Here is a 25569-nt window from a genome sequence, read left to right as displayed (position 1 = left end):
ATGCGCGTTGCCCTGTTTGTCCCCTGCTATATTGATCAATTCTATCCGCAAGTAGCTGTGGCAAGTTTGGAATTATTGGAGAAACTTGGCTGTGAAGTAGTCGTTCCAAAAGATCAAACCTGCTGCGGCCAACCGATGGCAAATTCAGGTTTTGCATCTTCTACAAAGGGTTGCGACGCTAATTTTAGCCAAAATTTTGAAGGATTTGATTATATCGTGGGACCATCAGGATCTTGCGTTTTACATCTAAAGGAGCATCATCCTTCGGAAAAAATCCGAGCGTCGGTCTACGAGATTTGTGAGTTTTTGACGGATGTATTAAAAGTTACTAGCTTGTCTGCAAAATTTCCGCATCGGGTTGGATTGCACCAAAGTTGCCATGGACAGCGTGGTTTGCATTTAAGCTCAATGTCTGAACGTAATGAGAAACCCTTTTCTAAATTACAAGATTTACTAGCTAAGATTGACGGCATCGAAGTCGTTTTGCCGCAAAGGGAAGACGAGTGTTGTGGTTTTGGCGGCACTTTTTGTGTGACAGAAGAAGCTGTTTCAGTGAAGATGGGTCAAGATAGAATTAATGCACATGACGCAAATGCGGTGGACTATATTATCGGGGTAGATACCTCCTGTTTGATGCACATGGAAGGTATTTTGAGACGTCAAGGATCTAAAGTGCAAGTGAAACATATCGTAGAAATTTTGAATCATGCTTAGTCACGCGGAAGCTTCGGAGAATTTTATTGCGGATGCAGCCCGGACGGATTGGCATGATGAAACCTTGTGGCTAGTGCGCGAGAAACGGGATAAAGTTTCAAAAGTATTGCCAGAATGGGAAGACTTAAGGGAACATGCCTCGCAGATTAAAGATCATACTTTAGCGAATTTAGGGGAGTATTTACAGGCTTTTGAGGCCAAAGCTCAAGCTAACGGAATCACCGTTCATTGGGCCGCTGATGCGGCAGAGCATAATGCGATTGTTCACGAAATTATCGCAGCGCAAGGGTCGAAAATACTCGTCAAAAGTAAATCAATGTTAACGGAAGAATGCCATTTAAATGATTATTTGGCATCGAAAGGAATAGAAGTTATAGACACCGATTTAGGGGAACGAATCGTTCAATTTCGAAACGAAGCGCCTAGCCATATTGTGTTACCGGCAATTCACTTAAAGAAAGAGGATGTGGGGGAGACCTTTCATCAATTTTTAGGAACCCCTAAAGGTAATAAAGATCCACAATTCTTAACAGAGGCTGCACGTCAACATTTAAGGGGTCACTTTTTAGCTTCTGAAGTAGCCATAACGGGGGTCAACTTTGCCATCGCAGAAACAGGGGAGTTTGTGGTCTGTACAAATGAGGGGAATGCGGATATGGGTGCGCATTTAGCCAAAGTCCACATCGCCTGTATGGGCATCGAAAAAATCATCCCTAAACGAGCAGATTTAGCCGTGTTTTTACGACTACTCGCACGCAGTGCAACGGGCCAATTGATTACGACCTATTCATCGCATTTTCACCAACCACGCGAAGGTCAAGAAATGCATATTGTATTAATAGACAATGGTCGTACGCGCCAGCTCGCTGATCCGAAATACAAGAATTCACTGAAATGCATCCGCTGCGCGGCTTGTTTTAATACCTGCCCCGTGTATCGCCGAAGCGGTGGACATAGTTACCATCAACCAGTTGCTGGGCCGATTGGCTCTATTTTAGCGCCTAATATCGATAAGAAAGCGAATGTGGATTTGCCTTTTGCAAGTACGCTCTGCGGGTCCTGTTCGAACGTTTGTCCGGTAAAGATTAATATTCATGAGCAATTGTGGTTTTGGCGCCAAGATTTGATGACAGCTGGCTTAGCACCTGCCGCAAAATCCATCGGGATGAAGTTAATGGCATTCGTTTTATCAAATCCGGCCATTTATCGCCTAGGAGGCTCTCTCATTAGACGTTTCTCGGGAGTTTTAAACACGCGTTTAAATCCGTGGTATAAACAGCGGGAGATGCCAGTGGCGCCCAAAGAAAGTTTTCAAGAATGGTACAAAAAACGATGAGCGCAAGAGAACTAATTTTAGGAAAAATCGAACCTCTAGCGGAGTTGAAACACCCAGGTGCTTTTCAAGGCGCTTCGGTAGAGTTTGATTTTCGCGCTTCTTTAGCAGTGGTGGGTGCGCGTGTCGTTACCCCATCTGAGTTAGAAGAAATATTTCCTGGCCGTCGTCGCTATGACAAAACTTTAGATGGCTTGAGTTTAGCGGAAGTGGAGGTTTTAGAAATCGATGGAGATTTCGGTGTAGCTGAGAATGGGGCAATTTGGTTAACGGAGGAATCTTTGCCACATCGGGTAGCACCTTTCATTTGTCAGCATTTAGTGATAAACGTAAAAAAAATAGTTCCTCACATGCATGCAGCTTATGAGGAACTAGGAAAAGTCAAATCAAGTTTCGGATTGTTTTTATCGGGTCCTTCTAAGACCGCTGATATTGAGCAATCGCTTGTCATCGGTGCGCATGGCGCAAGGAGTTTGACGGTGGTAATTAATTAAGGTATTTAGCAATATCTGCTATTTTAAATGATACTACTGTTCCTCCTACTGCATCACACGCTTCTGGTAAATTAAACTCAATATGAAATTGAATTTCATCATTATTGAAATCAATGCCTAAATCATTCATTTTGTACACAGGGAGCCTTCCAAAATCGCTAAAACAATCCCTTGTTTCTGCTTCAGTTGAATAAACAGTAAAATCTCGCTTAATTCGCTCGTTAATTAATTTCAATAATTCTGTTTGATCTAAATTGAACAAAGTACTGTTTTGTACTTTAACGTATTTTCCATTTTTGTTTTGTGAAATTTCATAAATCCAATACATCTTACCATTGCGATCATTCGCATATCCAGTACTTACTGTTTTAAAATCGTTAAACAGGCAAGTTTTTTTTTCACCGTGTCCGTCTTCATTTTCAAATTCTGTCTCCATACAGGAAGCAGATGCATCACTAATAGAGGCGGCTTTTTCTGTTAGTAAGAATGGCATTAATTTGTCACTGTTTGCCCGATTCCAGTTACCGCTAATTCCCTCAGGACGGTAAGTGCCATTAAAGGTGCCTAATAATTTGTCAGAATCTGAATACTCGTTTAAAATAATTGAACCTGTATCGTCTATAGTGCCAGCCACTTTTATCGCAGTTCCTATAGTAGCATAGGCATAGCTTCCACTTAAAACATTACCCGTTTTAGTAAGCGTCATCGTTATTTGATATTTATTATTGATAGACCCTTCATAACTTTTTTTAAAGTCAGGGATATCAATTTTCTGGCTTGCTTTTAACGAATCAGCTGCCAGCGAATCAGTTAAGGATTTATCTTTTTTAGATTCACAAGAAGTGAATAAAAAGCATCCAATAACTAATGCAAAGTAGGGTATTGATTTTTTCATAATAGTCTGATTATTAATACGAAATTATGAGAAAAATTTAATTAGTGTTAATTTTAAATTAGATTATACTATTTGCTGTAGCCTATTTTACGCTTAATAAACGAAACATATCAATGAGAGGTTTTTTATTCTTTTTATTCTTTTTTTGTAGCATCTCCTTTTTGGGGTTTGGTCAGGTGCGTCATTTAAAAAGCGCAAAATCTTATATTGAAAAGGGAACTTATGACAAAGCGATAGAACGTATTATTACCTATGAGAATTCGGTGGGGATAAAATACGAATCTATCTATTATCGATATTTATTACAATCTAAGGTTGCAAAAAATATAGCAGATGTTGATTCTGCTGTTCATTTACTTCAGCTAGCCAAAACGATGTTTTCAGAGGATACTGATGAGAAAAAGAAAACATCGCTTTGTGAGGAATTACAAATTTGTGAGACTGATTTTCCCATCATAAGGCAAGAATTAGACGACCGTCTTTATGAACTTTGTAAAAAAGATAATTCAATTGAAAATATAAATTGGTTTATAATTAATCAATACCAAAGTCCTCATTTAGGTGAAGCAAAATTACTTCGTAATAAATTGGCCTTCGATCTTGCATTAGCTGAAAATACGGAATTTGGCTATTTAAATTTCACAAAAAAATACCCTGATTCAGATGAATTCTATGTAGCAAAAGATAGTATTGAATCCATTAATTATTCTGTTGCATTGAAGGGTAATTCCATTAGCTCTTTCCAACAATTTATTGATAAATTCCCTCGTTCACAAAAGATTACAATTGCTAAAAGTAAAATGTGGTTCATCGCCTATAACGATGCTCGTAACTTAAATACCAAACAATCTTATCGCGATTTTATTCGCAAATACCCCGCTTCAGACTTAGTGGATAAGGCACAATTAGCCATTGAATTACTAGATTGGGAAGTAGCATTGAAAGAAAATACTAAAGAAGGTTTTGTTTCTTTTTCTATTTCTTATCCTAAATCAGATAAACGTAAAATTGCGCTGGAGAAGATCGAAACGTTTGATTGGTTAAGTGCAACGAAAGAAGATACTAGTTTAGCATACGAAACTTTTTTAAGAGCTCACCCTTTAAGTGACCATAAATTAGAGGCATTGGCTTCAATTGAGAGACTAAAAGTGGTAGTGCCTTATTTGACTTCAAATCTTAAGTATAAATTATATGATCCTAAAAGTAGAAGTTTCGTTTCAGAAACATCTTATGATAATATCGAACCTATCGATAAGGAATTAGTAGTTGTCACAAACTTAGGTAAAAAAGGATTGGTTAATAAGCTGGGTCAATCGGTTACCATTGCCACCTATGATTGTTTTTGGCCTGTTGGTTCCACCCATTTAATTTTTCAATTAGGAACTAAGTTGGGATTAATGGATCGAAAAGGAGAAACAGTTATTCAACCTATTTATGACGATTTAGATTCGCAAGGGGATACTTTATTAATTAGCTCTATCAAAACAGGTAAAATTGTAAAAAAAGGTTTGATAGATTTAAAAGGAAAGGTGCTGATTGAAAATAAATTCAGAGAATTGTATTTTATAGGTGAAGATCAATTAGTGGTTAGCTTAGACAAAAAAGTGTATTATTTAGCTAACTCGAAAGGACAGTTATTGAGTATTCCATTTTCTTCAATTGATATTTCGCGCATCGTTGTAAGCAAAGGGAAATACGGGTATATCAATGGTCAGGGTAAATTTATCATTCCCGCCATCTATAACACTTTAAACACCGCAGGATCAGGTTATTATTTTGCAGAAAACGCGGAGAAAAAGAACGGATTATTGGATTCGTTGGGACGTGTCGTTATTCCATTTGATAAACATACTATTAGTAGTGTGGGAGAGGATATTTTTGCAATAAACAAATCACCTAATGCAGATAAATCAACCTATAATTTATTCAGTATTAAGACTAATAAGTTAGTTAGTTCTTTTCCTTTTGAACAAATAGGGCAATTCTCCGATGGTTTGTTGCGCGTTAAGTTGGCGGGAAAGAATGGATATGTCAATAAAGAGGGAAAGCTAGTAATTTCAACTGTTTATGATGATGTGGATAATTTATCTCAACCATTCGATGATGATTTTAGTCAATACCTATCTCAGGACATGCATGGCGAGGGAGAAGGTGATGGACCAGGGGAAATAGAGGATGAAGACTATGTTAGCGTGTATTGCTACACGGAGAGTCAAGCATTGAATTTAGACCCTATTTTTCGCTCATCTGCTGATTTTTCAGGAGGCCTGGCAAATGTAGCCATTGGTGAAAAAGTGGGATCCATTGATAAAAATGGTAAAATTATTGTGCCTATTATCTACGATTTTATCGCACCATTCAGAAATGGATTAGCTGTTGCCGTTACGAAAAAATCAGATGAAGAATTTGTGCCAGTTCTAATTTCGAAAACGGGTCAAATAGTTTTTGAGGGGTCAGTAATTATGACTTGGCTTGATTACGATAAAGTGCTCTTAATTGATCGTTCAGGGAATTTAGTGGAATACTCTATCCAAAATAATAAATACAAATCCATACAGGGAGAAATTTCTAATATTCAAAGATTTAAGGAGTATTTAACCTTTTCATACAAGGGGGCTACGATTTATTCGTCTATCGATTTTACTACCTGGTACGCAGACAAGAAAATTGATTTTTCAGCCTATGATGCGCAGCAATTTGTTCAATCTGGGAATACACATAGAATTGCCAAAGAATTTAATGAGGCTTTACTTGATTATCAAAAAGCCTTGCGAATATCTCCCAATAATTTTGATGCCTTATTAGGCATTGCAGAAAATTACAAAGATCAAAACAGTAGCTATAATGCTATCGGATATATTGATAAAGCCGTGCTCTATTCTAATACTTCGCAGAAATACAGAGCATTATCTTTAAAATATGAAATCTATAAAGGGCAATCGAATTGGACTGAAGCTATAAATGCGGCATCTGAAATTATTTACCTGAATTCTGTGGAGTTTAGTAAATCACAGTGGTACCTTGAAAGAGGATATTGTCGAATGAAGAGTAGCTCTTATAGTGATGCCATTGATGATTTTTCGACTTCGTTTCAAGGGGAGAATGCGGTTGAATCTGGACCTGGCTATAATTGGAGAGGAGTATGCTATTATGAATTAAAGATGTATCCTTATGCTGCATCTGATTATAAAAAGGCAACTCTATTAGGGGCTAGTCAATTTGATTCCGACAATAATATGGGAATATATTATACAAATTTGGGCTTCACATACCTCAAATTAAATAAAATGTCTGACGCCGAATTAGCCTTCAAAAGAGCATCTGGTTTAGGAAATCAAAATGCCGTTAGAGCTTTAAGAAATAATAATTTTAAATAAATGTGGGCACTATTTTTTCTTTTTGTTTTAATAACACTTGGTGCTTGTAATCAAAAAGCGGGAGAAAAAAAGTCTGTTCAAAAGAAAAAAGAAACTGCGATTCTATTGCCTGATGTATCCGCAACTAGTGTGGCAGATAATTTAACCTATGAAATTAAATTGTTGGATTCAGCAGGTCCAGGACTAGGCAATATAACTTCTAAATATAATCCTGAAAAAGGAGTTTTAGGATTTAGAGGAGCATTGACTCGTGATATGGTTTCTGAAGGTAGATTAAGTAAAAGGCCTTCAGAAGTTAAAATGGACTGGGAGTTTTCTACCGCTTACGATGGCAAGAAAACTAAATTTGGTGTTTGGGGTGGTGGAAATGGTTGGACAGGTCAGCCGCTCATTATTAATTGGGATTATAAAGGAATTCCAGCTAATGCGCTAGCTAATAAGCCAAAAGCTCAAAAGGAGGTGATAATTAGTTCTTTATGTGGTAAAATTTATTTTTTAAATTTTGATAATGGGGAACAATTACGACCAACTTTAGACACCCACAATCCCATTAAAGGAACGGCTATGTTTGATCCTGATTATACGGGTAATCTTTTAGTGGGGCAAGGTATTAATGAGACGGGAGAATTTGGATTTCGCATATTTGATGTTTTTAAAGGCAAGTTAGCTGCCTTCGTTTCTAGTTCAGATCGGGATGCTCACAGAGGATGGGGAGCATTTGATAGTTCTCCTATCAAGGTAGGTAATTATTATTTTTGGCCAGGTGAAAACGGTATTTTATATAAGTTTAGAATGCTGGATGGTAAGTATAAATTACACTCGAAATTAATTTATCATTCTAAGAAACCGAATAGATCTACACTGGGTATTGAGTCGAGCTTATCAGTTTATAAAAACTATGGATATTTTGGAGATAACCAAGGTAATATAGTTTGTGTGAACTTAGCTAGCTTAAAACCTGTTTGGTATTTTGATAATGTGGATGATTCAGACGCAACCATCGTAATAGAAGAGGAGAAGGGAAAACCTTATTTATATATTGGTTGTGAAGTGGATAAGCAGGGGGGATCGGGTTTTTCTTATTTGAGAAAATTGAATGCTTTGACGGGAGAGGAAGTTTGGTTAAATAAAATTCCTGCTCAATCAATCGTATTTAAAGAAAAGACATTTAACGGTGGTATGCTATCAACACCCTTGCTAGGTAAACACCAAGCAAAAAATCTGCTCTACATCTGTATTTCTCAGCCTAGTAAAAGTAGAGCAGGTCAATTAATGGCAGTAGATAAGGTATCTGGTCAAGTGAAGTTTACGACAAAGTTAAATGCCTATTCCTGGTCTTCTCCAGTTGGCTATTATACGAAAAAAGGGGAACCTTTTGTATTAATTGGGGATGTTGTGGGTAATATTTATTTAATAGATGGAATAACAGGGGAGAAGATTTTCTCCCAAAATTTAGGCGGTAATTTTGAAGCAAGTCCTGCGGTAATGGATGATCAACTGATTATAGGTTCGAGGGGAAATAAAATATATAAGTTTAAAATTATATAGATGAAAATTACTCAAATTATTGGCTTCTTTTTTTGCCTAAGCTTCATCGCTAAAGCCCAAGAAGTAGTGCCATTTACTCAAGTGGAGAATACCTATCATTTTTTATTGCATAAACCTGAAAATAAAGACAATCAGATTAAGCCAGTTATTTTATTTTTACATGGTCGAAGCCTTTCGGGCAGTAATTTAAATAAGGTAAAACAATACGGTATCATTGATGATATTGTACACAGAGGAAGAACAGTAGATGCCTATGTTGTCGCACCTCAAGTTCCATCTGGTCAATTTTGGAATCCTCAAAAATTAAAAGTTTTATTGGATTATGTTCACGAAAATTTCCCCACTGATAAATGTAAAGTATATGTAGTGGGAATGAGTTTAGGAGGTTATGGAACCATGGATTTTGTGGGAACCTATCCTGAAGAAGTTACGGCTGCTATGGCCTTGTGTGGTGGTGGAAATGTTAAAATGGCGGAGTCTTTAGCGAAGGTTCCTTTGTGGATAATGCATGGGAAGAAAGATGCTGCGGTGCCACATTCGGAGTCTGAAAAAGTATACAATGCGATTCAAAATTGTTGCGAAACTAATTTGACACGTTTTTCTAGTTTTCCAAACTATGGACATGGCGAGTTTGCTAGAGTTTTTTATGCTAAACAAATGTATGAATGGTTGTACCAATTCGAGAAAGATGAAATTACTACTGACAGATTAATGGATGTAGAAATTTTTGATACTAATTTGAAACACGTCTATACAGATAATAAACCAAAGAAGGTAGTAAAAATATCCCCGCCAAAGGATTCTGTTATTATTAAATCTGAAATTATAAAAGAAATTATAAAATTGGATTCGGTGGAGAAAATAGCGTTAATGCCTAAAAAGAAAAAGCAAGAAAATAAACCTGCTGAAGTTAAAATTTCAAAAGGAGACACTTATTATAGTATTGCCAAAAAGTATAAAATTTCCATCAAAGAATTGCTTAAGTATAATAAATTAACTGAAAAGGACCTTTTAAAGGAAGGTAAAAAAATCAAAATTCCTAAACGTTAATGAGCTAACTATGAAAAATTTCATTTTGATTGTCGGAATATTTTTGTCATTTTCCACTTGGGGTACCACTCCTGGTAATGTTGAAAAATATAGGAAATTCGTTGAATCCATGGCTTCTAAATATCAAATTCCTGTGAATTTAATACTAGGAGTTGGTATTTGTGAATCGGGATTTGGTACTTCAAATCATGCGAAAAGATTAAATAATTATTTTGGAATAAGAGGACGTTATTCTAAAGTATGGAAAACAACCTATTTGCATTATGATAAACCAGAAGACAGTATTGTCGCATTTTGTGATTTAGTTGCAAGGAAAAGATTTTATGAAAAATTAAAAGGAAATCCAGATGCAATGATTTGGGTAAAAGGCTTGGCCAAAGCTAATTATGCTGCGAATGGAAAGATTTGGACTAGGCTAGTAAAGAAAGCGATTGATTCAATAAAGTAGTAGAATGAAATCAAATAAAGGTTATTTAGTTTGGGCAAGCCTCTGTTTTATAGTGGTCAGCTCCTTGCTTTATATTTATAGTTATTCAGATCGCACCTTTACTGTAGGTGGCTATGAAATAAAAAAAATAATTAATTCTGTTATTAACGAAATTCAAATCGAGGATGAAATTCAGGCAGAAAATAAGCGCCCAATTCCAGCTAATTTAGTTGCAATTGATTCATCGGTAACTTTAATAAAGAGTAAAAATGATTCTTTAATTGACGAAGTGGCATCAACCCCCTCGTCAATAATGCCTGATAGCATTTTAAATGATTCTACCCATCATCGTATTTTATTATTAGGGGATTCGGAAGCCGGCGGAATGAAAAACATTTTGAATGATTATTGTCAAAGCAATGGACATAAACTCGTTGCTGCCATTGAATGGTATTCTGCCACCTCAGTTAATTTTGCAAAGGCTGATACAATTTCTAAGCTAATTGCGAGGTATAAACCTACTTATGTTTTTGTTATGTTTGGTTTAAATGAAGTGTTAGCTAGAGATGCGGCTTATAGAAAGGCAATGGCAAAACTATTTCAAAAGCGTTTAAGAAAGGTACCCTATGCTTGGATAGGTCCTACGAATTGGGGACAGGACTTTGTGGTTACGGATGCGTTTCGCGCCGCAGCTGATTCAGCTGCATTTTTTTCTTCAAAATCGCTTAAACTGCCTAAATCAAGTGATGGAAGACATCCATCACTATCTGGATATCGAATTTGGATGGCCAATATTGCTAACTGGCTACAAACATCTGCTAGATGGAAAATAAAGATGCTCCCCCCATCTCGAACGGGTTATCCAAGAAAATTTAAAATTATTGTATTTAATGCAGCTAAATTCAGAGGTTATTGAGTTGTTTAAGAGGATTCCTTTTGAACAATTAATTCGTGATTTATTTTTGTATTCAACTAAGGAGCCTTGGTTCTTTACCGAATTTTCTTTCCTCTTTGTTTTTGGAATTTTTGTCTTCTTTTATGCACTTATTTTCGACTGGAATGTAATTCGCAAATGTTATTTAGTCGCGTTTAGTCTATTTTTTTATTATAAATCTAGTGGCCCATTTTTAGCGCTTTTTATTACACAAGTTACCTTTGATTACATTTTTGCTCATTGGATTCAAAAGAAGGATGGTTTTACTAAAAAATTAATAGGCATTATTGCCATTCTATTTAGTCTCTCTTTTTTATTGTACTTTAAATACGCTAATTTCTTCATAGAAAATACGAATTCTCTTTTATTAACGCATTTTGAATTAATTGATCTATTCCTGCCCATAGGCATTTCATTCTATACCTTTCAGTCCATCTCTTATTTAGTAGATGTCTACCGAGGAGAAATTAAAGCATCCTCTAATTTCTTAGATTATGCTTTTTATATGACATTTTTTCCTCATTTAGTGGCAGGTCCCATTGTTCGGGCAAGTGATTTTTTAGGACAAGTAAATCATCCTAATAGACCTACGGCACTTGTATTTAAGGAAAGTTTTGTACGAATTATTTTAGGCTTAATTAAAAAATTATTTATCGCAGATTACTTAGCAAAATATGTAGATATGGTTTTTGCTACACCTTCATTTTATTCTGGGGGCGAAAATTTATTAGGTGTATTGGCTTACACTTTCCAAATCTATTTTGATTTTTCAGGATATTCTGATATTGCGATTGGTTTAGCGCTTCTCGTGGGTTATCGATTAAAAGAAAACTTTGAGAATCCCTATAATTCCACGAACATCACTGTTTTTTGGCGAAAATGGCATATTTCATTGTCATCTTGGTTACGAGATTATGTATATATTCCCCTTGGTGGAAATCGCAAAGGAGAATTTAATACGTATTTATTTTTATTATTGACGATGCTAATTGGTGGTTTTTGGCATGGAGCATCTTGGAAATTTGTTTTTTGGGGATTTGCTCATGGCCTAGCACTTGGAGTTCACAAATTGATTAAAAACTATTTGCCGGATCATTTTTTGATGAAGGGAATTGGTTGGCTAAGTACTTTCTCATTTGTTTCGTTTTGTTGGATATTTTTTAGAGCCAATGATTTCAACGCTGCGATTGAAATTATCCAACGTATTATTTATCATACGCAATGGGTTGATTTTAGTGGATTCTGGTTCTCTCGAGTTGAGATTTCATTGTTAATTCTTGCTGTATTTATTGTTGTTTTGATTCCTTTACATTGGAAGAAATGGAGTATCGAACGTTTATATCTTATTCCAGCTTTCTTTTGGATATTTTTCTTGTTAGTGGCCTTGCAATTGATCATTCAATTTAGAGATGAGGTAGTTCAACCTTTTATTTATTTCCAGTTTTGAGAAATGTACTCTTTTTCTTGTTACTAGTCTATACTGCCTTCGGTCAGTCTGATTCCACTGTTGTTTGTTTACCATGCAATCAAATTATAGAGGATCAGGCATTTAGTCATTTAAGAGATACTTGGAAAAAAAGGCCTATCAAAATTGTTCAATTAGGCGATTCTCATATCCAAATTGGTTATTTCTCCTCTCAATTTCGTGAGCTATTAAATTCAATAGAAAGGTTAAAAGGAACTGGAATTACTTTTCCTTATTCTTTAGCTAAAAGTGTGGATGGTGCTTTGTATAAGTCCAAAGCATCAGGCCATTGGATAGGAGATAATATACTCTCTACAAAACCTAGATTAGAGCTGGGTGTAACAGGATATTCTGTTAAAACCCTTGATTCTTCTGCTTCTATTTTATTTCAATTAAAAAATCCTCAATTGGATTTTTCGGAAATTAAAATTTGGTTTAATGCGACGGATAGCCTTTCATATCATCCTGATTTAGGGAGTGATTTTTATTGGAAAGAAACAGTTAAAGGGGAGTCTAAACTTGGTTATGCTCGTTTTGTTCGAACGAATAGGACTTCAACCATCCTTTTAAAATTGATTAAGCAAGATTCACTTGCGAATGAATTTCAATTTCACGGTTTGGAATTTGTGACTTCTAATTCTGGTGTTGAATATCATTCTTTAGGAGTTGTCGGGGCTCAATTCACTCATTTGATCCAACATACAAAACTTTGGAAGGAACAATTGAAATTGCTGGACCCGGATTTAGTGATCTTTTCCTATGGTACGAATGAAGCATATAATGGAAATTTTGACACCAATATCTACACAAAACAAGTCAATCGCTTTTTTGATGAATTAAGATCCCTTATGCCGTCTGTGGCAATTTTAGTGACTAGTCCACCGGACACTAGAAGTCGAAATAGAATACCTCAAAAACAGATCGAAATCATCGAGGCTCAGTCAATTTTGAAGAGCTCATTTTATGATTTAAATAAAGTGATGGGTGGTTTTGGTTCTTTTCAACCCTGGTTTGAGAAAAATTTATTTCTAAAGGATAAATTACATTTGAATAAGGAAGGTTATCAATTACAAGCCAAATTATTCATGATACCCTTTTTAAATCAATTAAAGTCTACCGTAGATTTAAGCGATTTGAAATCTGAAATGGAAACAATTGTTAAATCAATTAATAGAAGAGCGGTGTCTAAAGATTCTATTGTGAAAGATTCAATTGTGAAAGATTCAGTTGTATCAGTTGCAATAGTACTAAAGAAAAAAGTAGTTCAGAAAGAAGTTTACCATCTTGTTAAAAAAGGGGATACATTTTATAGCCTTGCTGCACGCTATCATGTAAAGGTAAATTCGTTAATAGAAAAGAACCGTCGAGTAAAATCTACAGCAATTCAACTAGGAGACAGGATTAGGATTAAGTAAATATTTACTATATTTAGAGCAAAACCTGTTTAATCATGTCAGTATCAAGAAGAAAATTTATAGGACAATCTGTTCTAGGTTTGGCTGCGTTTAGCATTGTGCCACGCCATGTATTAGGAAAGGGCTTTTTAGCTCCGTCAGATCAATTAACAAAAGCTATTATCGGTACCGGGGGAATGGGTCGCGGACATATTCCTTATGCTGGAACGCGCGTCGTAGCTATGTGTGATGTGGATAAGAAAAATCTGCAACTCGGTCTAGATAAAGTAGAAAAGGGTGTAAAATCGTTCCATGATTACCGGGAGATGATTCAATTGCCCGAAGTGGATATTGTCCACGTCGCTACTCCGCCACATTGGCATGGAATAATGGCTGCAGATGCTGCTAGAGCAGGTAAAGATATTTGGTGTGAGAAGCCTATGACCCGAACGATAGGGGAGGGAAAACGCTTAAAAGAGGCGGTTCAGCAGCACGGACGTATTTTTAGATTAAATACTTGGTTCCGATTTGAAGGTAATTTTTATGGTATGAATACCACGGTTAAGCCGATGAAAAAGGTGGTGGATTCGGGCTTATTAGGCTGGCCATTAAAGTTTACGGTAAGCAAGCATACTGGTTTTGATTGGAAGTTCTATTGGGTAGGGAAGACGGATTTAACTCCGCAGCCGGTGCCTTTGGAATTAGATTATGAGAGCTGGTTAGGACCTGCTCCGTATAAACCCTATCATGTACATCGTACCCATCAAACATTCCGGGGCTATTGGGATTATGATGGTGGTGCTTTGGGCGATATGGGACAACATTATATGGACCCAATTCAATATATGTTAGGCAAGGATAATGAGTCCCCGGTGTTCATCGAGGTGGATGCTCCGGTGCAAGATAAAGATGCCGTGGGTATTTTTAATCGCATTACGTATACCTATGCTGATGGATGCCAAATCGTTTTAGACGGCGAGGCGAAAGACGAGAAAGTGGCCTATATAGAAGGACCTAAAGGGAAACTTTACCGCAATATGCAATCAGATATTCCTGATTTAATGAAAAAATTAGCGGAGTTTCCGGATCCGGTGATGCAACAAACTGATTTTGTGGATTCTGTGAAGAATCGCAAGAAATTTGCGTTGAATGAGGAGAATGGATACCGTTCTTGTACACTTATTAATTTAGGTTTAATTGCCATGCGCGTACATCGCAATTTGAAATTCGATCCGATTAATCAAGTAATTGTGGGAGATGATGAGGCAAATCGCCTAATGGATCAACCGATGCGTGCACCTTATATTCTGTAAAATCATGAAATATATATTTTTACTTCTATTGTTCAGTTCTACCTTGTTGGCACAAGATCCGAGTCGGGTGGAACAAAATCGGTTGCGTATTTTGGCCCAAAAAGGGAAATTCAATACCCTTAAATCTGCGGCTTATGCACTAAAGGGGGTCTATGACCCTACCCAAGTGACAGAATCGTTTATCCTGGCTATTGCTAAAAATCGGGCTGAATTAGTAGCCTACTTAGCTATAGGTTTAACTGAAAATGCAGAAATGAAGACCTTGAGTCATTTGGATGCTGCTGTGTGGTTACAACAATATGCAAAATCACGACCTCAGGTTTCCGCCTTTATTTTGCGAAATTATTTGAGTGCACCTCGTGATTTAATAGCCTTAAAATCCGCTGCAAAAACGTGGGACGCAAATCACGCACGCGCTTTTGTGAAGGCGGTAGGCACCTACAAAGCATCCTGGGCTATCTCTGCTATGCCAATTGGATTTTCATCAGAAAAGGCACTGGCTATATTGCAATCAGAGGGTATAAAAGGTCTAGATGTTGTTTGGAATATGTTAGCCTTAGAAAAAGAGACTAACCTAGAGATTGCAGATTTTTGTACTTCTTTAAAAGCGAATGATTTCTTCAGAAAAGCAGTAGCCACTTATGACAATCTTTCTTTAGCTCAAAAGACGGTAATATTGGTGTATGGTTCTACAAGGCAATGGCCGGAGGTAAAACCCTTGGTTTGGCAATCTGTTCAATCAAATTTACCAACCCGTGCTGCTGCTTTTTACGCCTTGCCTTACTGGGTGAGTGTGACAGATTTTGATATTATTGCAGGTAAATTATCTGACGCTACTCTTGCTTCAGAAGTGAAGTCTTTGCAGCAGGCAATGACGGCTATTACCAAACAAGATGGCACGTTGAATAGTAAAATCACCGCTTTTGCTTTGAAGGCTAGCCATAAGGAAAATTGGATTCCTTTCGTTCAAGAATTAGAAAACATGACTTGGTTGTATGCTGAAGCTAAAAAGACGAAAATCGAAGAGGCGGTTCGTGCCTATGCTCGCATCAATGCGAAACTGTTCAAGAATGTAGATCAGCAAGTGCTGAACTACCGAAACGCCTTGGATTTAACGACGAATTTAGAAACACGCGAGCAGATCTTTAAAGGATTAGCGAAATGTAATTCTTTATCAGCTATGCGCACGCTTTACCTTGGTTTGCAAGACCCGAATGTACGTCAGGTTGCTGCTGATGGTCTTGCCTCTCTATATTTAGCTAATCCTAATTTAAGAGGTCAAATGACCAAGGATTGGGTGCAAGAGGGCTATGGGCAAATTAGTGAACCCGCTGTTCGCGAGAAAATCAATGAGGCATTTAAGATTTCAGACCGAGGTTTTTATTCTATGTATAATGGAGCTGATTTACGCGGCTGGAAGGGCCTCGTTGCTAATCCGGTGAAGCGTAGATTATTGTCAGCGGATACTTTGGCCTTATTACAGGTCAAAGCAGATAAAATCATGAATGCTGGATGGGAGGCAAAAGGAGAAGAACTGCATTTTACGGGTCATGGGGATAACTTGTGTTCGGTGAAAGACTACCAAGATTTTGAAATGTATGTGGACTGGAAAATTGAGAAAGCGGGCGATGCTGGTATCTATTTGAGAGGATCACCTCAGGTTCAGATTTGGGATATATCTCTGACAAAAGTAGGTGCTCAAGTGGGTTCTGGGGGATTATATAATAACCAAATCAATTCAAAGAATCCGTTGAAAGTAGCTGATAACCCAATAGATGAATGGAATACCTTCCGTATACTTATGAAAGGGGAGCGAGTAACGGTTTACTTAAATGGCGAATTAGTGGTGGATAATGTACTTTTAGAGAATTTTTGGGATCGCAAAATTCCTATTTTCGTGAAAGATGCGATCGAATTGCAGGCACATGGCAATCACATCGTTTATCGCAATATCTATGTGAAGGAATTGAAGGCTGAACCTATTTATGTGGCACCAGAAGCTGATTTTACCGCCTTATTCGATGGCTCATCCTTATTTAATTGGACGGGTAATACGACGGATTATTTCCCTTTAAATGGCGAATTAGTTATTGATCCGAAACGTGGCGGTAAAGGTAATTTGTATACCAAAAAAGAATACGGAGATTTCCATCTGAAATTAGATTTTCAATTAACTCCAGGCGCTAATAATGGTATAGGTATTCGGGCTCCTTTAGAAGGGGATGCGGCTTACTTGGGGATGGAATTACAGATCATGGATAATAGCGCACCTGTTTACGCAAAATTACAGCCTTATCAATACCATGGTTCTGTTTATGGAATCATCCCGGCTAAACTAGGTTTCTTAAAGCCTTTAGGGGAGTGGAATGAACAAGAGGTCATTGCTCAGGGGAATAAAATTAAAGTGATTTTGAATGGAGAAGTTATTGTTGATGGCGATATTGCGCTAGCGACGAAAGAGGGTACAGCAGATCATAGAGATCATCCTGGATTATTAAACAAAATGGGTCATATTGGGTTTTTAGGTCATGGCTCTCCTTTGAAGTTTAGAAACTTACGAATTAAAGAATTGATAAAGAAAAAATAAAATTATGGCGATCAATTGCACAGTTAACAAGAAAAAGGTCTCTCTGGATATCGATCCAAATACTCCCTTATTATGGGCTTTGAGAGATCATCTGTCCTTATTGGGGACTAAATATGGTTGTGGCATTGCGCAATGCGGTGCTTGCACGGTTTGGGTAAATGGGGAACCGACGCGTTCTTGTGTTTTGCCTATTTCAGCGGTATCAAATGCTCAAATCACGACTATCGAAGGATTAGATCCGGCTGGAAAGCATCCCGTACAAGTAGCTTGGGATGAATTAGATGTACCACAATGTGGGTATTGTCAAGCTGGCCAAATCATGACAGCCGCCGGTTTACTTAAAAAGAATCCACACCCATCTGATCAAGAAATTGTGGATGGAATGTCAGGAAATATTTGCCGCTGTGGGACTTATCACCGAATTCAAGAAGCCGTTAAACTAGCCTCTAAAAAAACAAAGAAATGAAAACTTCCAGAAGAGATTTTATACAAAAAACCGCCCTTTTTACTGGCGTATTTACCTTAGGTTTTGATTGGTTTTCAGCGGACGCCTCTGCTATGGAGGTGGTTGCTTCGGCAGGACGATTTAATGCCTTTTTATCAATCGATAGCCTAGGTAAAATCACCTTATTTTCTCCCAACCCAGAAATTGGACAAGGCATTAAAACGGCTTTTCCAGTAGTTGTGGCTGAAGAATTGGATGTTGATTGGGCGCAAGTTCAAGTAGAGCAGGCTAATTTAGATACAAAACTTTTTGAACGTCAATTAACAGGAGGAAGTGGTGCTTTAAAGCATTCCTGGGAGCGCTTGCGCAAAGCAGGAGCAACCGTTAGGAAAATGATGATGCAAGCCGCTGCCGATCAATGGAAAGTAGACGTTGCTAAATGTAAAACATCAAAAGGAGTTGTTCTTGGGCCTTCAGGCCAAAAGGCAACTTATGGCTCTTTAGCTGAGGCAGCCTCTAAATTGCCTATTCCTACGGAGGTTTCGTATAAAGATCGCAAGGACTATAAAATTATTGGAACGCGGGTAAAAGGCGTAGATAATAAAAATGTTGTTACGGGAAAGCCAATTTTTGGTATTGATATTAGAAAGCCGGGAATGGTATTTGCGCAAATCATACGCCCTCCATTTGGAGCAACTTTAAAATCATTTTCAGCTGAAGATGTGAAGAAAATGCCAGGTATACTTGATGTAGTTTCATTCAAGAATAAAGTGGCTATTGTAGGTTCATCCACCTATGAAATTTTGCAGGCTCGCGCTAGCTTGACTTGTGATTACGGCTCAGATGGGCCTCTTGAAAGCAATAGTACGCATGCAAAGTGGTTTGATGAAGGAATGAAATCCGATAAGGCTCAGGTGATGCGTAAAGACGGCGATTTTGCTGCTGCTTTAGCTAAGGCAGTAAAAGTAGTAGAGGCGACGTATGAATGTCCTTTTATTTCACATAGCCCTATGGAACCGATGAATTTCTTCGCTGATGTAAAGAAGGATTCAGTTCTGTTAGCTGGACCCACACAGGTTCCTCAACCCGCTCAAAAAGCGGTATCTGATCTTTTGAAAATCCCGGTTGATACTATTCAATTAGAAATTTCCAAAATGGGAGGAGGATTTGGTCGTCGCCTTAATAATGACTTTGTGCTGGAAGCAGCTGAATTATCTAGTATCATTCAAAAGCCTGTTTTGGTTATGTGGACAAGGGAAGACGACATGGCAGGTGGAATTTATCGCCCAGCAGCTCGTTACCATTTTAAAGCGGGTTTAGATGCTAATGGGAATATAACTGCCTTTTATTTACGTGGCGTAGGTCTGAATGCGGGTAATTCAACTCGTCAAGATAATTTCCCAGTTGGTGCTATTGAAAATGTGTTGATTGAATCATTTGATCAAAAATCAGCCGTAACAACAGGTCCATGGCGCGCACCAATCACTAATTTCTTAGGTTTTGCGGAACAAGCATTCCTAGATGAGGTGGCTGAAGTGGCTGGAAAAGATCCAGTGAAAATGCGTCTAGATTTGCTCGCAAGGGTAAAAACAAATCCAGTAGGAAAAATCACCTATGAGCCTGATCGTTTCGAGGAAGTGATCAAGCAAGTGGCTGAAAAAGCACAGTGGATGAAAAAACCGGGTGTTCATCAAGGCTTTAGTGTCTATTATTCTCATCTTTCCTACGTAGCCCAAATTGCGGAGGTCAAAGTAGAGAATGGAAAACCTAAAGTGACGAAAGTGACTGCCGTGACTGACTGTGGTGAAGTAATCAATTTAAGTGGGGCAGAAAACCAAGTAAAAGGTGCTATTATCGATGGCATGGGACATGCTTTATATGCAAAATTGAATTTCCAAGCCGGAGTGGCCGGTCCTCAAAATTTCAACGCATACCGCATGATTAGAGGTAATGAAGTGCCTGTAATCGATGCTTATTTTGTCAATAATGGTATTGCGCCTACTGGTTTAGGTGAACCAGCTTTGCCACCTACGGGCGGCTCCATTGCTAATGCCATTTATGCAGCTACTAAAAAGCGTCATTACAAGCAGCCATTCAGCTAAATGAAAATAAGCTGGCTAGATAATCTTCGGGTAAATGCAACAATTGGTGTGATTTTAATTCACGCCTCGGCGACGATTTTGTTTCGTTTTACCAAAGTTCCAGCAGATTATTGGTGGTTTGCAAATCTATACAATGGGGGTTATCGCTATGTGGTACCCATTTTTGTGATGTTGTCAGGAGCCTTACTTTTACCTCGAGAAGAAGCCATTGGGCCCTTTTTGAAGAAAAGTTTTATGCGGATAGTGTTGCCTTTTCTTTTTTATAACCTGATTTTCACCATCTTCAATTGGCAGGTACGGCTTCGAGGTAAGGCTTTCAGTTTTTTAGATGGATTAACCTGGTTAGGGGAGCAGTACTTTAAAGGAGCCTCGTACCATTTTTGGTACATCTATATGATTATCGGGATCTATTTGTTTATCCCTATCATTGGTCGTTGGATTCGATCCGCTCCAGAGTCGCATATTCAATACTTTTTAGGCATTTGGGGTCTGACGATATTGTTTAATAATCCCCATTTCCCTTATCTTAAATTGCCGGTTGCCTTGACAGATTTTACAGGATATGTCGGATATCTAGTGTTAGGATATTACCTGAGCACGAAAGAGTTTACATCTTCGGTGAAATGGAATGCCTTAATGATTTTTATTTTCGGCACTTTATGGACGATGCTTGGATCTTATTATTTCACCGCGGAGAGTGGTAAATTTTATGGTTTATTATATGCAAATTTTTCCCCTAGTGTGGTTCTAGCTACATCCGGTTTATTTTTGTTTTTTAGGTACCAAAACCTTGATATTCCATTACTCACTCCTTTTCGTGATTGGGTAAGTTCTCATAGTTATGGTATTTATTTAATACACATTCTAGTGCTTTTTTATTTAGCCAAAGCAGGTATATACGGTGAAATGCTACACCCTAGCATTGGTGTACCAGTAACCGCATTTACTTGCCTTGTAATTTCTGGCGGAATCGTTTGGGTATTGAGAAAAATACCCCTCATTAAAAACTTGGCGGGTTGATTTATTATGGGGGTATTTTTGTACATTCGTTAGAATACCTGTAACCACTCATACCTAACCATTTAATGCAAGAGATTTATAAGTTTGGACATAGCCTCGCTGTGTTCATGAGCTTTTTCATAATCCTGCTTTTACTGTCAAAATCCTCCGGCCCCTTCTTTAAGAGTCCGAAGCGATTTCTTTTTTTCTATTTTCTCATTTTCGGATTATTTACCTTACTTCATTATTGTTTATTTGTTGACTGGCATGTCGATATCGTAGCGGTATTATTCGGAAATTTTGACGCGTTTTTCTATTTACTTTATCCCCTTGCTTATTTCTATGTTCGTGGGATGGTAAAGGAAAATGCTTCTTTAGAGAAAAAAGACCTGCTTCACCTCCTTCCGTTTCTTATTCAACTTTTGGATATGTTACCCTACTCACTATCGACTTTCGCTCATAAAATTTCGATAGCTGAATTAGTGAAGTTTGACATTCATGAATTGGTCAAGCAACAGCTTGGTTTTTTCTTTACCTCTCGATTTCATTTTTACGTGAAATTAATTTTAAGCAGTCTATACATTTTTTATAGTTGCCAAGTATACCTTCGCTTTCGTCCTAAAAATGGCAAAAATTTCATCCTTCATTACTGGATTCCAGGCTTTCTATTTTTACAGGTATTTCTAGTTATTTTTTTAACCTATTTCTTTTTAATTGTTCCTAGTGGAAATCATTTTAAGTTAAACTATCAAGGAGACACGTCATGGAATTACCTAGGTCTTGGGTCCTATTTAATTCTATCTCTAAGTGTCTTCTATTTTCCTGAGTTCTTATATGCTCCTTATATTATTTCTGAACGTGAGGCTAAATTGAAAATTCCGAATTATGAATTATCGCCCGATAAACTTGTTGAAATTGAGACTAAATTAGATCTCTATTTAGAGGAGTTTAAGCCCTATTTAAAAGCGTCATTTTCATTAGCTCAGTTATCAGCGGCATTAGATATTCCCGTGCATCATTTTAGTTTCTATTTTAGAAAGACACAGCAGACTAATTTTTTAGAACAGAGAATGCTTTGGCGAATTCGACATGCGCAGGAATTAATCGATGCAGGTAAAGATAAAATTATCACCTTAGAAGCTATCGGTTTGGAATCTGGTTTTCAATCTAGAACGACCTTTTTTGTGAACTTTAAAGAAATAGTAGGCGAGTCCCCCTCTGCTTATGCTGAACGAAAAAGCAATTTTAAGCTCTAATTTCAAGGTATTTAGGTGATGTTTGTTCGGTATTTCGAAAATGGAACATACACTTCGTTATATTATTCTCCACGCGCCCAATTTATCAGTACTATTGTAAAAGCGGATTTGATAACGCCTAACCACTAGAAATAATAATAGAACAGATGAATGTAGGGAGCAAGGGTTATTGACCCTTTGCTCCTTTTTTATTTGATATGTCCGTCTTCCATCTCGATGATTCGAGTAGTTCTAGCAGCGAATTCATTATCATGCGTCACAATCAATAATGTTTGCTTGTACACGTCTGCTAATTCTTGGAAAATATTGAATACAATTTCTGAATTTTTTTTATCTAGGTTTCCTGTGGGTTCGTCTCCCATAATTAATAGGGGGTCATTGATCAGGGCACGCGCGATGGCGACCCGTTGTTTTTGTCCACCCGATAATTGATTTGGATCTTTTAACGCCTCATTTTCTATACCTAAAATTTTTAATTTTTCGTATGCCCTATGTTCGATTTCCTTTTCAGAATATTGACCTAGTTTTAAGCCAGGGAGCATGACATTTTTTAAGACAGAAAACTCATTAAGTAAGTAATGGAATTGAAAAACGAAGCCTATTTTTTCATTTCGAACGATAGCAAGTTCACTTTCTTTTTTATCTCGCATGAAAACTCCATCAATCATTAAATCCCCTTCGTAATCAGTATCCATCGTAGATAAGATATAGAGTAAAGTCGATTTGCCACATCCAGATCGGCCGATTACAGAAACAAACTCACTTTGATTAAGTGTGAAGCTGACTTTGTCTAAAACCTTTACGGTCATCGGATCGTGAAAGTATTTCGTAATATTTTTAGCCTCTAATACAACCTTGTTCATATTATTTCCCTCTAATGATGATGACTGGATCTATTCCACTAGCTTTTCTAGAAGGAAAGAATCCGGCAAAATAGGTGGTGATTAAAGCAAAAATTCCACCGATTAAATAGAATTTAGGATTGTAATTAATGGGGTAGGTTGTTATAGTAGGTAAGGATTCTGTGTTGAAGGGGATTTGGTCGATGAGCGATGATAAACCAAAGCCGAATATTAGACCCATCAATCCACCAAATATTCCAATACTTAAGGCAATTGAGATGAAAATTTTATTAACATCATTACCGGAAAAACCAACAGCTTTTAATATCGCAATGGAATCCATTTTTTCGTAAATCATCATATTGAGAATATTGTATATTCCGAATCCTGCCACTAATAAAAGTGTAATCCCTACCGCGTAGGAGATGAGAGTTCTAACGGAACTACCTGTTTCAAATTGCGAATTCGCCGCTTGAATATCCACGGCATTTAATTCATATATTTTTCGATACTCTTTAGCTACTTCAGGAGCCCATAAAATATCCTTTAATTTAACCTGTATGTCTGTTATGTAATTGCTTGGTTTTCCCACTAATTTTTGAGTCGTAGTTAAGGAGCAGTAACTCTGCACATTATCAAACTCTTGAATACCCGATTGGAACATACCCACTACTCGCAGGGCGACTATATCCCCTTTGCTAGTGGTGACCTGAATGACATCACCTATGTTTGCCATCATTTTTGTGGCCACCCCTTTACCTAGAATAATACTATTAGGGATATTTTTTAGGTCTATATAATTCCCAGATGTAACATAATCACTAAAATGGAACAGTCGATTTTCTTCCACTGGATCAATCCCAAAAATGGCTCCCGTCAAATCAACCGCACCTACATTATAAAATACTTGTGCATTGATTTTAGGCGCTACGCCTAAAACACGTTTATCCTTTTGAAGAGAAGCAATGATGGTTTTGCTATTGTTGATTCCTAATAATTCATTCTTAGGTTTAATAGAGGAGACGAAATTATGTCCTTTGGAATTAATATAGTCTACTGGCTGGGTTTCTGAAATTTTAATTTCCTTGTAAATACGTACATGAGCCGTTCGATTAGTAATCAAACCGTCTAACATATCATTTAGCCCAGACATGAAGCTTAGAACCGTAATAAACATGGTTATACTGATAGTCACACCTATAGCAGCGACAAGTGTTTGCTTCCATCTAGCAATTAATAGTGAAAAGGCGACCTGATAGACAAGTTTAAACTTCATTATTCTGGCTTTACGATTTCATCTTTGGCTTGAATGCCAGATAGAATCTCCGCTTTTTGGAAATCTTTTAACCCGATTTTTACAATTCGCTCTTCTCCGCTAGCTAAGATGACAATGGAATCATTTTTCAGGTAATTTCTAGGAATTAAAAGGGCATTTTCTTTTTTGCTCAATAAGATATTAGCCTCTAAATTGATGTTCGGGAATAATTTAGGAGGCGCCTTTGTGAATTTAGCCTCGACTAAAAACGTTTTGCTTCGCTCGTTCATTATTTCAGAGATCTTAGTTATTTTAGCCTCAAATACTTGTTTTTTATAGCTATCCAGCGTAATCAATACCATTTGTCCTTTTTGAACTCTCAAAATATCATTTTCATCTACTTGTAATTCAAGCACAAAATCCCGGTAATTACCAATTACCGCAATGGGAGTTTGTGGAGTAATAATTTCACCTTTTGATTTTAAAAGACTATATACAATCCCGTTCGTTTTAGATCTTAAGGTAAAATCCTGTGCCAGATTGGAAGAGATTTGTAAGTTTTTTTTCGCTTGCGAGGAGCTAAATTCCAGCACTCGCTTTAGATCCCTAAATTTTTGAATCGCGGATAAGTAGTTTGATTTAGAGGTCTGATAGGCTAATTCTTTTAGCTCATAATCTACTTTTGTTCCTATTTGTTGTCCCCAAAGATTTTTTTGGCGGGAATAAAGAGATGAATCAACACGGAATTTATTCTTAGCCGACTCTATCCCTAATTTAGCCTCATCTAATTTTCCCTGATTAGCAGATATATCGTTGAAATTAGCAGCTAATGCTGCATTTTCTGCTCCAAAACGTTGTGTTTCATTGGTTATCGTCAATAAGGCGCTTCCGACATGTACAGAATCCCCTTCTTTTACTAATATCTCATTAACAATACCGTTCACCGTTACAAAAGCCTGGTATTGATCTGCTGTTTTCAATACACCTGAGGCATAAATGGACTCAGTTAATGGGCCGGTACTAGGAAAGATTGATTCTTGTTTCTTCCCACACGAAAATAAGAGGATACCTAAAGCAAAAAGTATGACATGTTTCATAATTTGAAATTACCCAAAAAAGAGATAAGTCAGAATGATAAA

20 protein-coding genes are annotated in these 25569 nt (G+C 37.2%); 16 read left to right on the top strand and 4 right to left on the bottom strand.

What is annotated here, in order from left to right; translation table 11 throughout:
- The 3 genes from ACST14_RS03535 to ACST14_RS03525 are packed head-to-tail and all read left to right on the top strand — an operon-like array spanning position 1 to position 2541.
- Positions 1-714, top strand: coding sequence for a (Fe-S)-binding protein (locus ACST14_RS03535; protein WP_459460621.1), 714 nt, complete (start codon positions 1-3; stop codon positions 712-714).
- Positions 707-2050 carry a lactate utilization protein B gene (locus ACST14_RS03530; RefSeq protein ID WP_459460619.1) on the top strand — a complete coding sequence of 448 codons (1344 nt, stop codon included), beginning with the start codon at positions 707-709 and terminating at the stop codon, positions 2048-2050. The genes ACST14_RS03535 and ACST14_RS03530 overlap by 8 nt, the downstream gene beginning before the upstream one ends.
- On the top strand, positions 2047-2541 hold the full coding sequence (locus ACST14_RS03525) for a LutC/YkgG family protein (protein ID WP_459460617.1): 495 nt from the start codon (positions 2047-2049) through the stop codon (positions 2539-2541). The genes ACST14_RS03530 and ACST14_RS03525 overlap by 4 nt, the downstream gene beginning before the upstream one ends.
- Here the strand turns inward: ACST14_RS03525 and ACST14_RS03520 are convergent.
- Positions 2534-3436, bottom strand: a complete 903-nt coding sequence (locus ACST14_RS03520) for a hypothetical protein (protein WP_459460615.1) — start codon at positions 3434-3436, stop codon at positions 2534-2536. The genes ACST14_RS03525 and ACST14_RS03520 overlap by 8 nt on opposite strands.
- A gap of 113 nt (positions 3437-3549) precedes the next feature.
- Between ACST14_RS03520 and ACST14_RS03515 the strand changes: the two genes are divergently transcribed.
- The 13 genes from ACST14_RS03515 to ACST14_RS03455 all read left to right on the top strand — a co-directional run bounded on the left by ACST14_RS03515 (position 3550) and on the right by ACST14_RS03455 (position 22333).
- Positions 3550-6813 carry a WG repeat-containing protein gene (locus ACST14_RS03515; RefSeq protein ID WP_459460613.1) on the top strand — a complete coding sequence of 1088 codons (3264 nt, stop codon included), beginning with the start codon at positions 3550-3552 and terminating at the stop codon, positions 6811-6813.
- Positions 6814-8361 carry a PQQ-binding-like beta-propeller repeat protein gene (locus ACST14_RS03510; RefSeq protein WP_459460611.1) on the top strand — a complete coding sequence of 516 codons (1548 nt, stop codon included), beginning with the start codon at positions 6814-6816 and terminating at the stop codon, positions 8359-8361.
- Positions 8362-9411 carry a LysM peptidoglycan-binding domain-containing protein gene (locus ACST14_RS03505; protein WP_459460609.1) on the top strand — a complete coding sequence of 350 codons (1050 nt, stop codon included), beginning with the start codon at positions 8362-8364 and terminating at the stop codon, positions 9409-9411.
- Positions 9412-9421: 10 nt separating this feature from the next.
- Positions 9422-9859, top strand: coding sequence for a glucosaminidase domain-containing protein (locus tag ACST14_RS03500; protein ID WP_459460607.1), 438 nt, complete (start codon positions 9422-9424; stop codon positions 9857-9859).
- Positions 9860-9863: 4 nt separating this feature from the next.
- Entirely contained in the window at positions 9864-10754 is an 891-nt protein-coding gene (locus ACST14_RS03495) for a hypothetical protein (protein WP_459460605.1), read from the top strand.
- Positions 10729-12219: an MBOAT family O-acyltransferase gene (locus tag ACST14_RS03490; protein WP_459460603.1), complete on the top strand. Its 1491-nt coding sequence runs from the start codon at positions 10729-10731 to the stop codon at positions 12217-12219. Before ACST14_RS03495 ends, ACST14_RS03490 begins: the two co-directional genes overlap by 26 nt.
- Positions 12216-13652, top strand: a complete 1437-nt coding sequence (locus ACST14_RS03485; protein WP_459460601.1) for a LysM peptidoglycan-binding domain-containing protein — start codon at positions 12216-12218, stop codon at positions 13650-13652. The genes ACST14_RS03490 and ACST14_RS03485 overlap by 4 nt, the downstream gene beginning before the upstream one ends.
- A 35-nt stretch (positions 13653-13687) precedes the next feature.
- Positions 13688-14944 carry a Gfo/Idh/MocA family oxidoreductase gene (locus ACST14_RS03480; RefSeq protein ID WP_459460599.1) on the top strand — a complete coding sequence of 419 codons (1257 nt, stop codon included), beginning with the start codon at positions 13688-13690 and terminating at the stop codon, positions 14942-14944.
- A 4-nt stretch (positions 14945-14948) separates the two neighbouring features.
- A complete protein-coding gene (locus ACST14_RS03475) occupies positions 14949-17531 on the top strand; it encodes a 3-keto-disaccharide hydrolase (RefSeq protein WP_459460597.1) in 2583 nt (860 codons plus the stop codon).
- A gap of 4 nt (positions 17532-17535) precedes the next feature.
- The gene (locus ACST14_RS03470) at positions 17536-17997 is read left to right on the top strand and encodes a (2Fe-2S)-binding protein (protein ID WP_459460595.1); all 462 of its coding nucleotides are present in this window, start codon (positions 17536-17538) and stop codon (positions 17995-17997) included.
- Positions 17994-20078: a xanthine dehydrogenase family protein molybdopterin-binding subunit gene (locus ACST14_RS03465; RefSeq protein ID WP_459460593.1), complete on the top strand. Its 2085-nt coding sequence runs from the start codon at positions 17994-17996 to the stop codon at positions 20076-20078. Before ACST14_RS03470 ends, ACST14_RS03465 begins: the two co-directional genes overlap by 4 nt.
- Positions 20079-21098, top strand: a complete 1020-nt coding sequence (locus tag ACST14_RS03460; RefSeq protein ID WP_459460591.1) for an acyltransferase — start codon at positions 20079-20081, stop codon at positions 21096-21098. It begins immediately after the preceding gene.
- 107 nt (positions 21099-21205) lie between these two features.
- Positions 21206-22333: a helix-turn-helix domain-containing protein gene (locus ACST14_RS03455; RefSeq protein WP_459460589.1), complete on the top strand. Its 1128-nt coding sequence runs from the start codon at positions 21206-21208 to the stop codon at positions 22331-22333.
- A gap of 188 nt (positions 22334-22521) precedes the next feature.
- Here the strand turns inward: ACST14_RS03455 and ACST14_RS03450 are convergent, their stop codons facing one another.
- Genes ACST14_RS03450 through ACST14_RS03440 form a run of 3 tightly spaced genes read right to left on the bottom strand, consistent with a single transcriptional unit; the run spans position 22522 to position 25527 of the window.
- Entirely contained in the window at positions 22522-23196 is a 675-nt protein-coding gene (locus tag ACST14_RS03450; protein ID WP_459460587.1) for an ABC transporter ATP-binding protein, read from the bottom strand.
- Position 23197: 1 nt separating this feature from the next.
- Positions 23198-24451: an ABC transporter permease gene (locus ACST14_RS03445; protein WP_459460585.1), complete on the bottom strand. Its 1254-nt coding sequence runs from the start codon at positions 24449-24451 to the stop codon at positions 23198-23200.
- A complete protein-coding gene (locus ACST14_RS03440; RefSeq protein WP_459460583.1) occupies positions 24451-25527 on the bottom strand; it encodes an efflux RND transporter periplasmic adaptor subunit in 1077 nt (358 codons plus the stop codon). The genes ACST14_RS03445 and ACST14_RS03440 overlap by 1 nt, the downstream gene beginning before the upstream one ends.
- Positions 25528-25569: the final 42 nt, after the last annotated feature.

It is taken from the genome of Aquirufa sp. A-Brett2-15D (genome assembly GCF_054558735.1).
This window is presented reverse-complemented; position numbering and strand designations above follow the sequence as displayed.